We start from the raw sequence: 11,575 nt of genomic DNA, 5'->3' as shown, positions 1-11,575 counted from the left end.
GAAACTATGCTCATTCACCCGCAAATTAATCCCGTTGCCATCGCTATCGGACCGCTTTCCATTCATTGGTACGGATTGATGTATTTGCTGGGTTTCACGTTCTTTATTTTGCTTGGCCGGTATCGCATCAAACACAATCCGCAATCAGCTTTTACTTATGAAATGCTCGATGATGCCCTGTTTTATGGCATGCTCGGCGTGATTCTGGGCGGACGCCTGGGGCACGTGCTGTTCTACCAATTCGGTTATTACCTGGAACACCCATTGCATATTTTCGCCATTTGGGAAGGCGGCATGTCGTTTCACGGCGGCTTTCTCGGCGTTTTCGCCGCCATGATGTTACTGGCGCGCAAATACAAACTCTCCTGGCTTACTGTCACCGACTTCGTTACTCCGCTCATTCCACCGGGATTAGCCGCGGGCCGCATCGGCAATTTCATCAACGGCGAACTGTGGGGACGGCACACCGATGTACCATGGGGCATGGTTTTTCCTTATGTCGACGAATTCCCTCGCCATCCGTCCCAGTTGTATCAATTCGCGCTCGAAGGCGTATTGTTGTTTATTTTTATCTGGATTTATTCGTCCAAACCGCGCGCCACCGGCGCGGTCACCGGTATGTTCATGATCGGTTACGGCGTATTACGTTCATTTGCGGAATTCTTCCGCGAACCGGAAGACGGTTTCATGGGCGTAATGACACTCGGAATTACGATGGGTCAATGGTTATCGATTCCGATGATTGTGGCGGGAATTGCTGTCGTGCTGTGGTCCAAGCGGCAAAAATCTAGTGACATCGGCGTTTCCTTAAGAAATAATCAGCGGAAAAGTAAAAAACATTAAGGATTGGCAAGAACATATTCACATCTAATAAAATACCTTATCATATAATCAAATTACCCAAGCCGCATCTAGTGTAAATCATTAGATAAAAACAAAGATTTCCCCAATAGGCACATACCCTCCCGTACGATAAGATGGCATCGTACATTCATCCTCGGAGGGTACTGATCATGAAAGCATCAAAATCATTCTCCATTATACTTTTAGCTGCCGTTGGTTTTCTTGCCACACCCGCAATTGCTGTCGATGGCATTCACGATAACGATCATGCCGCACTGGCGCAATATTACGAAAATCTAGCCGATGAGGCAAAAGTAAAGCTCCAGCAAAATAAATCCTTACTTGAACAATACGAAATGCACCCCTACTACTTCGGGCGGCAAGGACAGGATATCAAATCGCATTCCTCCGCCAATGTTCGTGAATACGAAAAAATTTTACGTCAATACTTGAAGCAAGCGGATTTGCACAAAAGAATGGCTGCCGATCAAGAAAATCGGGCTATAAACAAAGCCAGAATCAATCATAACCCGGATACAACTGTAATCAGATAGTGCCGGCTAAGTAATCGGCGATCAAAAACCGCAACCGGAAGTTCACCCGTCGGATTCTGGCGGGTGAGTCATTGCAATACAATCACTCATCCGCCTCCAGCAACCGCTTGGCAGGAAACCAGACGGTGAACCGGCTGCCTTTTCCCACTGTGCTGGTAATTTCGAGACGCGCTTCGTGCCGGTTCAACACATGCTTGACGATCGCCAGCCCCAATCCGGTTCCGCCGGTTTCTCGCGAACGGCTGCTGTCGACACGATAAAAACGCTCCGTTAAGCGCGGAATGTGCTCCGATTCTATGCCGATACCGCTATCCTGCACAAAGAATACCCCTTGCCCGGCGCGCTTCTCCCAATTAATCGTAATTTCACCCTTATCCGGCGTATAGCGGATGGCATTGCTGATCAAGTTTCCAAATGCGCTACGCAACTCTTGCTCGCTTCCCAGCAACTGGTCATGCGTTGCAATGTTTAATTTGATTTGGTGGCGACCCGAGCTGAGCGATTCGGCATCCTGCAGGACATCGTTCAACAAGCTGACGACATTTACGGTCTTTTCGCTTGCTTTACTCTGTTCATTTTCCAGGCGCGATAAAATCAGCAAATCTTCGATCAGCCGCTGCATACGGGTTGTTTGTTCCGTCATCAAAGCCAGAGCGCGCTTATTGAAGCCGTTATTCACGTTTTCATCGGCTGACAAAGTTTCGAGAAATCCGCCAATCACCGTTAGCGGCGTGCGCAATTCGTGCGAAACATTGGCGATGAAATCGCGCCGCATCGTTTCTATTTTCTCAAAGCGCGTAATATCCCGGCTGATCAGAAGCTTCTGGTTATAACCGTACGGTACTAGTTGCAACGAAACGATCATACCGTGCTGGCGCGTTTGTTTCAAAATCAGCGGATTACTGAATTGGCGCGCAGCCAGATACTCGACGAACGGTATTTGCCTGACCAGATAAGTGATTTGCTGCCCGGCATCCAATGTCAGATTAATCCCCAAATGTTGCTCGGCCACCGGATTACACCACTCAATCCGGTCATGTTCATCCAGAATGACGATGCCATCCGGCATCGCCGACGTCACACTACGCATACGCTCCAGCGCCAGGCTCAATAATTCCCGGCTCTGGCTATGCTGACGCACGTAGCGCGCCAAATGCGCAAAAACATCATCCCATGCGCCGGAACCGGCCGGGATGCTGCCCGGTGTATGATCGGAAAGCTGCAACCAGCGTTCCAGCGCAACGATGTGGCGGGTATGATGCAATACCATCCATAGCATCGCTACGCCAAAAAAGATCAATGCATTCACGCCGCCGAGAATCATCCACAACACTGCGGTAATAAAGATGATCATCAGAATGTTAGAAGATCGTTGCCAAATATCAGACACTGAATAAATCCTGAAAAAAATGATTGCGCGGAAAAAAGTTGGGGAATGGCTTAAATTTCCGCATCGGAATCTTTTACCGGCGGCGCAGCCAGCGCGGAAAACCGGTAACCTGTGCCCCGCACCGTTTGTATCCATTCATCCTTACCCGCTGGTTGCAATGCCTTGCGTAATCGCCGGATATGCACATCGACGGTGCGTTCTTCGACAAACACATGATCGCCCCAAACCCGGTCGAGCAATTGACTGCGCGAATAAACCCGTTCGATATGTGTCATCATAAAATGCAGTAAACGATATTCCGTCGGTCCCAATGCAATTTCCTGATTCCCGGCCATCACACGATGATTAACCGGTTCAAGCCGCAAACCGTCAATTTCAACTGCCTCGTCCGAAGCTTCCGGAATCAGCCTGCGCAGCACGGCGTTGATGCGAGCGATCAATTCACGCGACGAAAAAGGTTTGGTGATGTAATCGTCCGCTCCCATTTCCAATCCCGTCACCTTATCCAATTCCTGCGTGCGCGCTGTCAACATGATGATCGGAATCAACCGGGTGCGGTCATCGCGCCGCAAAACGCGCGCAAATTCAATGCCGCTCATTCCGGGCAACATCCAATCCAGCAAAATCAAATCGGGTAAGGCTGCCTTGATAACTGCCATGGCTTTTTCGGCGTTATCCGCGCAAACCGTTTCATAACCGGCTTGCTGCAGATTATAGGTAATCAACTCCTGTATGGCCGCTTCATCTTCCACAATCAATATCGTTGCCGTCATATACGCTCCTAAACCGGTCGATTTTTCCCTGCAGTTTGCTACAATGCGGTCAATGAATTTTTAGTCCGTAAACATTGAATACACTATGGCCGGTTTAACCAAAGATACACCTTACCCTACCGAAATTAAGCTGCACACGAAATCCAGGATACTCGACATCGCTTTCTCCGACGGCAAAGCATTTCAATTTCCCTGCGAGTTTCTGCGCGTTTATTCACCATCAGCCGAAGTAAGCGGCCATGGCCCAGGGCAGGAAGTACTGCAAACCGGCAAGAAAATGGTCAACATCACCAAAATCGAACCCGTTGGCAATTATGCCATACAGCTTAATTTTACTGACGGCCATAACACCGGGTTGTATTCATGGGATCTGTTGTATAACTTCGGGCTCAATCAGGATAAAATGTGGCAGCATTATTTGCAACGCATGGCTGAGGCCAGCGCCAGCAGGGAGCCGGCAACCCGTCCTAATACTGTAAATCATTCCTGCAAATAAATTTTTTAGCCTTCGCCAACTAACCTGAGAACTCAATTCCTGTCATGACAAAAACCACCCATTTTGGCTTTAATACCGTTGCGGAAGAAGAAAAAGCCGGCAAGGTCGCGGAAGTCTTTCATTCGGTAGCGGAACGCTATAACTTGATGAACGATTTGATGTCGGCAGGTCTGCACCGTCTATGGAAGCGCTTTGCTATCGAAGTCAGCGGCATTAAAAGCGGCGACAAGGTTTTGGATATCGCCGGCGGCACCGGGGATCTAACCGCACTTTTTTTACAGAAAGTGGGCAAGTCCGGCGAGGTTTGGCTGACCGACATCAACAATTCCATGCTGTCGATCGGCCGCGACCGCATGATCGACGAAGGCACGCCGACACCTGTCGCGCAGTGCGATGCGGAAAAATTACCCTTCCCCGATAACTATTTCAACTGTGTGAGCGTCGCTTTCGGTCTGAGAAACATGACGCACAAGGATGCCGCTCTCAGGGAAATGCTGCGCGTCATCAAACCGGGAGGAACTGTCATTGTGCTCGAGTTTTCAAAAGTCTGGAAACCGCTGCAACCGGCCTATGATGCGTACTCATTCAAATTACTTCCCGCCATGGGAAAAGTCTTCGCGAATGATGCGGATAGCTACCGCTACTTAGCCGAATCCATCCGCATGCACCCTTCCCAGAATGAATTAAAGGATTTGATGGAGCAAGCGGGCTTTGAACGTGTCGAATACTTCAATATGACGGCGGGCATCGTGGCACTTCACCGCGGCTATAAGCTATAAGTAAAAACAAACGATTTCCCGGCGGCTTCCGCTCAATTCAGTTGATCCTGGGGAATCGCCGCTTTTGCAATATCCCGTTCCAACAATTTCAATTTTTCCTTCATCAGCTTACCGATAAATAATTGCGGTTCCGAAGGGATCAGATTTTCGTGCAACTCACGTTGCCGGACTTTCTCCATCGCCTGAACAAAATGTTCGACAAACTGATAGGGTTTGTCGTCCATATTTTTAAATAGCGCTTCGCCAAAATAGGTATATTCATTTTCGTTGGCACAACCGAAAGAGGCTTTGTCGGACGCAGCCGCAGTAAAAATCAGACTGTGTTCGTTTTGCAGCGCCTTGATAAACCCACCGGAATAGCAAGCCGAAATCAGAATAATGCGCCAGTGGATACCGGCATCATCCAGGTATGTTCTGATATCTTCCGGGCGTATGTAATTGAGATCGAGCGGCCACATTTCCACAGCCAGTTCATGATTCATCGATCCATGGCTGGTCAAATAAAGCAATACCACATCCTCGTCACGATTCATTTTACTGCCGATATGCTGCAGCGCAATCCTGAGATTGGTGGACGATGCCAGCGGTGTCGTATCGAGCGTTTTCAGGTTATTGACCAAAGCAACGGAACGCCCTGACACGCCCAGACGCTCGGTCATGACGCGCTGCACATGGTCGATTTCCCGCATAAAAACATCTTGCGTGGAATCGGCGCCAAAACCGACAAAGAACAAATCGTTAATCCCTGCGACGCCCGGTTTGATTGGATCCAGCGCATTGTTCAACAGCCGATACTGGCTATAGTAAACATACTCCTGATTGACATCGTAGCGGGCGTCATCGGCATGCGCAGCCAGCTCACCGCCATCGTCATAACCTTCGTACCAGAAACTGAACGATAAATTGGCCAGCGGATAAGATGCGCTCAACCACAACAGGGTAATCAAGGCAGCTTTAGGTTTATTTCCTGCGAGCAATTGCAGTGCGATATAAAAACAAACCGCTAAGGCCCAGGCGATAAAAAGGATATAACCGGCAGCCAGGAATGTTTCCGGCAAGTAAGTCAGAAGAGTAAAAGAAATCAAGTAAAAGAAAGGCAAAACACAATACGTGATCACCAAAATTTTCAGCAAATCGCCTCGATTACCGGTCAGCTTTGCAAATACAAAACTGACCAATAGAGCAATCAATAATTTGACACCGACATAACCCAGTCCCGACAAATCAAAAATTGCACTGGGTGTAACCACATACGAAACAACCACTGCCGTCAACGCATAAAACCCCAGCAACAGAATGAGCTGATCGTAAGAAACGGTTATTTTTTCGATGCTATCGCGGCGAAAAGCCAGCAACCGGATTCCGCAATAAAGATTCAGAAACACAATCTGGAATTCCCCGATCAACCCGGATTGTTTCGATTCTTTAGAAATGCTTGCGTATAAATCCATTCTTTTCTCCAGAATAATGTCAGCTGCTATAGCGCGTTATGAACGGCATTTATCGATCCGAATATAGGGGATGTGAAAGCCGATTCTGGCGAAATCATCGCCCATGCGCATCCCATCTAAGTTTGATCAAATTGAGGAAAAACAAAGGAAACCAGCTTTCATTCAGATAACCATTGTGCGGCAAAGTTCAGTGATCGTCATCAAGGTTTTATCACATGAGCGCTTCCGGCAAGATTAGTTTCCGGCTGCGGAGCAGAATGTATCCACTAGCATCGCTAAAACGCAAATAAGCGGGTATTTTGCCGCGCTTCTAAAGTTTTTCCCGCGCGGATCGATACGATACACTTCTGATATTAATCCCGATTTTCTCTTGGGTTAGCCAAAGATCCAAATATAACTTACTTATCAATTGCGGGGAATACCACATGAGCACAGCATTGCATGAAATCGACGAGCGCGCTAATTTGACCACCAGCAACAAGTTCGAACTATTGCTGTTCAGGTTGGGCGAGGCCTCCGGCGATGGACAGCGGGAGTTGTTCGGCATCAATGTTTTCAAAATTCGCGAGATTCTGGTCATGCCGACCATCACCGCCATCGCCAATGCACCTGCTAATGTAATGGGCGTGGCCAACATCCGCGGCCAAGTGATTACCGTCATCAATCTGCCCAAGGTCGTCGGCTGCACGCCGAAAAAAGGACTCCCGATTCTATTGGTTACCGAGTATGCACGCTCGACGCAGGCTTTTGCTGTCGAGGAAGTCAACGAAATCGTGCGTCTTGAATGGAATCAGGTCATCGCGGCGGAAGGCAAAGGCGGCAAACTAGTCACCAGCATCGCCAGAATCGACGGTAATACGGAAGATTCCCGCTTGGCGCAAGTACTCGACGTCGAACAAATACTGCGCGACGTTTTACCCGCACCCGATAACGAAATGACGCCGGAAAAACTAGGCCCGGCGATAAAACTCCCGGACGGGAAAGTCATTCTGGCGGCAGACGATTCCCCGCTTGCCCGCAGCATGATCGAAAGCGAACTGAAAGCGCTAAATGTTCCATTTGTCATGACCAAAACCGGACTGGAAGCTTGGAATCGCATCCAATCGATGTCGGATGCCGCCGCCACCGAAGGCAAAACCATTCAGGATAAAGTCGCGTTAGTGCTGACCGACTTGGAAATGCCGGAAATGGATGGCTTCACGCTCACCCGCAACATCAAGAACGATCAACGATTCAAATCGATCCCGGTGGTGATTCATTCCTCATTGACCGGCGAAACCAATGAAAAACACGTCAAATCGGTAGGTGCGGATGCTTATATCGCCAAATTTGTCGCGGAAGAACTGGCCGAAACCATCCGCAAGGCGTTAGCGTAGTGATTGCTGCGGCTGATATAAACTCCGGCTATCATTTTTCCGCCAAAAAATGTTCGACCATGGCTTGTTTATAATCGATCTGGCCAAACGAAATGTCCTTTAACTCGCCCTTGCGGTCGAACAAAATACAGGACGGCGTTCCCTGGAGCGCAAAGCGCTCGAAAGTTTCCGCGCGCATCGATTTCTGCTCCATGTAACGCCGCACCTGCTGCAGCACGGTTTGTTGCTGCTCGGCGCTGAATTTATCGAAATCGGGCAGAAACTTTTGCGCATACTGCAGTACACGCTCATCGGTCACCGGCTCGGTTTCCGCCACGACGCGATCCATCCCCACGGCAAACGGTATTTTCCACGGCAACATGCCTTCCCGCAACAGGTTATATTGACTGAGCGCCTTATGGGTTTCGCCGATCACTTCACCGCTAGTCACCAGCTTCTGCAAGTTCTCCAGTGTATTTTTATCGTAATCCTCAAATGCGGTAGCCAGACCGATCACAACCAGCCCCCGCTGATGATAGCGTTCATGTAAATCAATCGCCCTGGGAAGCGAATAAATAAAACAACCGGGACAGTTCACCTGAAAAACCTCGATCAATACCACCGAACCGGTCAGATCGTTGAGCGAAAGCGGGCCGCCTTGCACCCAGGTAGCCACCGTAATATCGGAAAATGTGTGATTAGTCATTGTTTAAAAGCGTTAGAAAGTGCAAATATTTTGGAATATTACAGAAACTGTCGGCTAGCGTGCAGAATTTTCGAGATCTTTGCGAATCTCTATCGCTCAAAAAATTTTAATCAACAGAAAAATGATCGAACTCCCCCATAAACTAAGATATCGTTATTCCATCCGTTTTATTTTGAAACTGTCACATTGAATGTTCGGTATGCAGTAGCGACACCGTCACTGACTTGTATTGTGAAAGTATCTGGACCGAGATAAGCGGGTTTTGGTCGGTAAGAAATGGTACCGTGAGGAGTGATATTGGTACTACCGGAACTAGCCGTAGCACCTGAAATAGTCAATGCGCCTTTTATTGGTGCAACAGCTTGACTCCAAGTTAATGTTTGCCCGCTATCCTTATCGCTGACATGCAGGTAAGGTTTCAGGTCTGTTACGCTATTTTTGTGCACCAGGATAGTGGTAGAACCGCCCACAAAGACGGGTGCCACGTTCGGCAGCGGCGAGACCGTGACGGTGAACACTCGCGCTTCGCCGGCCGTGCCGTCGCTCACATGCACGGTAAACGTGTCGCTACCGTTATAACCAGGTGCCGGCTGATAGGTGATGATGCCACCGGGGGTGATGTCGCTTGCGCCCGTGCCGGCGGTCGCGCCCGAGATTGTCACCGTGCCGTGCGCGGGCACCGCATTCAAAGTCCATGTCAGCGTTTGGCCGCTGTCGGTGTCGCTGACATGCAGGTTAGGTTTCAGATCGAGCGGCGGGCTGTCTTGCGCAACCGTCAGCACCGCCGTTCCTCCCACAAAAGTTGGCGCTACGTTCGGCAGCGGCGTGACCGTTACGGTGAACACCCGCGCTTCACTGGCCGTGCCGTCGCTCACTTGTATGGTAAATGCATCGCTACCGTTATAACCAGCCGCGGGTTGGTAAGTGATGATGCCGCCGGGGGTGATGTCGCTTGCACCCGTGCCGGCGGTCGCGCCCGAGATTGTCACCGTGCCGTGTGCGGGCACCGCGCTCAAAGTCCATGTCAGCGTTTGGCCGCTGTCGGTGTCGCTGACATGCAGGTTAGGTTTCAGATCGAGCGGCAGGCTATCCTGCGCAACTGTTAGCGCCGCCGCCCCCCCCACGAAAGTGGGCGTTACGTTGGAATCCAGAACCTCGGTCATTAAGTACTCGTCCGTTGTGAGAGTGCCGACACCGGTTAGTGCGATACCAAAACTTAAAGCTTGCGCACCCTCAGGTAATGGTCCGATTACATAACTCATGTGCGTCCAATCGCTGGCCGCTTGCAAGCTCGGAGCAGTACGCCAATACTTCCAGACACCATTTGCATCAAGATAAAATAGAGGCACCCAAGCTGAAATGGTGGATTTATAGTAGGCCTCAATCTGATAATTGGTACCCGGATTCACAGAAGGAGCACACTGACCGGATCGCTGACCGGCATCGAGTTTGGGCAGTAGTTTACGGTCACCGCTGGTATAAGAAGTGATCTGAAGTTTTTCTGCGAAGTCACCGGCATAAGCATCGCTAGTATGTGTCCACGTTGCAGTACTGACTCCATAGTCGCCAACCTGCCAGCAATACGGAAAACCGTTACTGGCCAGTACCTCAAGCGATGAATTGATGATCATGTTGGGACCAAGCGGCGGAGGCGGTAATGCCGGCGGATAGTCTCCGGACATGACTTGATGGACGGTTCTCACATAAGTACCTTGCGATTCCCGGTCTTTTAACCATGTCAGAAAATTAATCAGCGTTTCTTGCGTTATTGAGCCTGTATCGCAGCCATCGCACACGCTATGAAACAACAATACAACCCATCCTCCCGAATAGGCTTCCGCTTGCAGTACGTATTTTTGTATATCCGCCAGCGTATCCGTTGACAGCACCCCTTTGACTGTCGGCAAATAATATGGATTGGCCGGTGGCAACGGCACACCCCACGGACAACCTTGGCACCCTATCCCCGTGGTGGTCCGCGCGCTTTCGTATTTACCAATCGGTTTATCCAAAACGCCATAGGTGCCAGGGCATCCTCCTGCGATAAGGCTTTGCGTAGTAGGTCCGGTAGATCCGTACGGATAAGCGAATGAATGCACTTCATCGCCGTACCACTCCCGGAGATTCTTCAGGTCGTCGCAAATAGCCTGCAATTGACCGGCATCATCCAGTGTCGCGAGATTGACATGGTTTATGGTATGTCCGCCGATTTCATAACCGTTGCCAAACAGAATATCAAGCTCGCCTTTGGTCAACCAATTGTTGCCGTCAATGGATCCAGTCAGGCGTATTTTATTGGAGTTGACGTAGAAAGTAGCCTTCAGTCCGCTATCCAGCAGTGGAACAATTGCGGCCGACTGTCTCAAACCATCGTCGAATGTAAGCGACACTACCGTGCGGTATTTCGGACTCGAAGCTTCAACCGGTAATATCGGATGTAACAACAGCAGAAAGCACAGCAACCACATCTTTACGATGAATGGAATTCTGCGCCGTTCGCTGTGCAACACGAATAACTTCACAATACCTCCACCGTGATGAATGAAGGTTCTGCCAAATGAGTGTTGCCGTTATCGGGTGAAACCGCCGCCACCAGTTGATACACACCGGGTTTGTGCGCCGTAATCCGCAGTTGCCATAGCACGCCTGATTCATTCTGTATCGCAAAACTCGCATGCCGATGCTTCCCATCATGCCCAATCTCGGCTAAATCGATAGCGCTCATCGCACCGCCGTCAATCGGCTCAGCTGGGATTGACACCCATGATGCCGCATCTTTCCTTACCTCGATAGCGATGTCGTTTGCTTCAATATCAAAATCATGCACTTCGCTTCCCAAATGGATAAAAAAGCGCAATTGCGCATCTTGTCTGATTCTTTCGGAACTGGGAAAGTACACATTAATGGCAAACGGCTGGTGTGCGATGACTGCCAATCGTTCGGTCGATTTTTGCGGTTCCATTAGTTTGAGATTAAGTTTCGGTAAAGCTACCGATGCGGCCTGCAATCCGTAATCAGTTCCGCTCAGAATCGACAGTGCGAGAATACAGAAAAACTTACATAATCTAGCGGTCGATACGGCCACATAACGTCTGCAGTTTCTCATATGGCTTACCTCATGCAAGGGTAATGTCAGAATTATTATTATGTTTGAAGAATTATTTCGGTATTTTTCTAGGGCGGGGTTAAAATGAATCTCGCCATTTCAACTTCAATAATCATTTCTTC

11 protein-coding genes are annotated in these 11,575 nt (G+C 49.5%); 5 read left to right on the top strand and 6 right to left on the bottom strand.

Translation table 11 applies throughout. From position 1 onward, the window contains the following. The first annotated feature begins 6 nt into the window (after positions 1-6). Positions 7-843 carry a prolipoprotein diacylglyceryl transferase gene (locus HRU77_15550; GenBank protein ID QOJ21976.1) on the top strand — a complete coding sequence of 279 codons (837 nt, stop codon included), beginning with the start codon at positions 7-9 and terminating at the stop codon, positions 841-843. A gap of 170 nt (positions 844-1,013) precedes the next feature. After that, positions 1,014-1,397 carry a hypothetical protein gene (locus HRU77_15545; protein QOJ21975.1) on the top strand — a complete coding sequence of 128 codons (384 nt, stop codon included), beginning with the start codon at positions 1,014-1,016 and terminating at the stop codon, positions 1,395-1,397. A gap of 82 nt (positions 1,398-1,479) precedes the next feature. On the opposite strand, the gene phoR is transcribed toward HRU77_15545, so the two are convergent. Together phoR and phoB are read right to left on the bottom strand one after the other, a co-directional pair. Then, a complete protein-coding gene (phoR, locus tag HRU77_15540; GenBank protein ID QOJ21974.1) occupies positions 1,480-2,787 on the bottom strand; it encodes a phosphate regulon sensor histidine kinase PhoR in 1,308 nt (435 codons plus the stop codon). A 50-nt stretch (positions 2,788-2,837) separates the two neighbouring features. Further along, positions 2,838-3,560 carry a phosphate regulon transcriptional regulator PhoB gene (gene phoB / locus HRU77_15535; protein QOJ21973.1) on the bottom strand — a complete coding sequence of 241 codons (723 nt, stop codon included), beginning with the start codon at positions 3,558-3,560 and terminating at the stop codon, positions 2,838-2,840. A gap of 85 nt (positions 3,561-3,645) precedes the next feature. On the opposite strand from phoB, the gene HRU77_15530 reads away from it, so the two are divergent. Both HRU77_15530 and ubiE read left to right on the top strand, forming a co-directional pair. Further along, positions 3,646-4,056 carry a DUF971 domain-containing protein gene (locus tag HRU77_15530; GenBank protein QOJ21972.1) on the top strand — a complete coding sequence of 137 codons (411 nt, stop codon included), beginning with the start codon at positions 3,646-3,648 and terminating at the stop codon, positions 4,054-4,056. Between the two features lie 44 nt (positions 4,057-4,100). Then, a complete protein-coding gene (gene ubiE, locus HRU77_15525; protein QOJ21971.1) occupies positions 4,101-4,835 on the top strand; it encodes a bifunctional demethylmenaquinone methyltransferase/2-methoxy-6-polyprenyl-1,4-benzoquinol methylase UbiE in 735 nt (244 codons plus the stop codon). A gap of 32 nt (positions 4,836-4,867) precedes the next feature. Here ubiE and HRU77_15520 read toward each other — a convergent pair whose 3' ends face one another. Further along, complete coding sequence (locus HRU77_15520; GenBank protein ID QOJ21970.1) at positions 4,868-6,286, bottom strand: hypothetical protein; 1,419 nt, start codon at positions 6,284-6,286, stop codon at positions 4,868-4,870. 425 nt (positions 6,287-6,711) lie between these two features. Here HRU77_15520 and HRU77_15515 point away from each other — a divergent pair, with 425 nt between their 5' ends. Further along, the gene (locus HRU77_15515; protein QOJ21969.1) at positions 6,712-7,662 is read left to right on the top strand and encodes a chemotaxis protein CheV; all 951 of its coding nucleotides are present in this window, start codon (positions 6,712-6,714) and stop codon (positions 7,660-7,662) included. A 31-nt stretch (positions 7,663-7,693) separates the two neighbouring features. Here the strand turns inward: HRU77_15515 and HRU77_15510 are convergent, their stop codons facing one another. The 3 genes from HRU77_15510 to HRU77_15500 all read right to left on the bottom strand — a co-directional run bounded on the left by HRU77_15510 (position 7,694) and on the right by HRU77_15500 (position 11,453). Continuing rightward, positions 7,694-8,347 carry a redoxin domain-containing protein gene (locus HRU77_15510; protein ID QOJ21968.1) on the bottom strand — a complete coding sequence of 218 codons (654 nt, stop codon included), beginning with the start codon at positions 8,345-8,347 and terminating at the stop codon, positions 7,694-7,696. A gap of 167 nt (positions 8,348-8,514) precedes the next feature. Continuing rightward, entirely contained in the window at positions 8,515-10,869 is a 2,355-nt protein-coding gene (locus HRU77_15505) for a polysaccharide deacetylase family protein (protein ID QOJ21967.1), read from the bottom strand. Continuing rightward, on the bottom strand, positions 10,866-11,453 hold the full coding sequence (locus HRU77_15500; GenBank protein ID QOJ21966.1) for a hypothetical protein: 588 nt from the start codon (positions 11,451-11,453) through the stop codon (positions 10,866-10,868). The genes HRU77_15505 and HRU77_15500 overlap by 4 nt, the downstream gene beginning before the upstream one ends. Between the last annotated feature and the right edge of the window lie 122 nt (positions 11,454-11,575).

It is taken from the genome of Gammaproteobacteria bacterium (genome assembly GCA_015709615.1).
GTDB lineage: Bacteria > Pseudomonadota > Gammaproteobacteria > Burkholderiales > Nitrosomonadaceae > Nitrosomonas.
This window is presented reverse-complemented; position numbering and strand designations above follow the sequence as displayed.

Coding starts and splice junctions, on each gene's coding strand:
- ubiE (QOJ21971.1), top strand. CDS start 4,101: ATGACAAAAACCACCCATTTTGGCTTTAATACCGTTGCGGAAGAAGAA.
- HRU77_15510 (QOJ21968.1), bottom strand. CDS start 8,347: ATGACTAATCACACATTTTCCGATATTACGGTGGCTACCTGGGTGCAA.
- phoB (QOJ21973.1), bottom strand. CDS start 3,560: ATGACGGCAACGATATTGATTGTGGAAGATGAAGCGGCCATACAGGAG.
- HRU77_15515 (QOJ21969.1), top strand. CDS start 6,712: ATGAGCACAGCATTGCATGAAATCGACGAGCGCGCTAATTTGACCACC.
- HRU77_15500 (QOJ21966.1), bottom strand. CDS start 11,453: ATGAGAAACTGCAGACGTTATGTGGCCGTATCGACCGCTAGATTATGT.
- HRU77_15550 (QOJ21976.1), top strand. CDS start 7: ATGCTCATTCACCCGCAAATTAATCCCGTTGCCATCGCTATCGGACCG.
- HRU77_15520 (QOJ21970.1), bottom strand. CDS start 6,286: ATGGATTTATACGCAAGCATTTCTAAAGAATCGAAACAATCCGGGTTG.
- HRU77_15530 (QOJ21972.1), top strand. CDS start 3,646: ATGGCCGGTTTAACCAAAGATACACCTTACCCTACCGAAATTAAGCTG.
- HRU77_15545 (QOJ21975.1), top strand. CDS start 1,014: ATGAAAGCATCAAAATCATTCTCCATTATACTTTTAGCTGCCGTTGGT.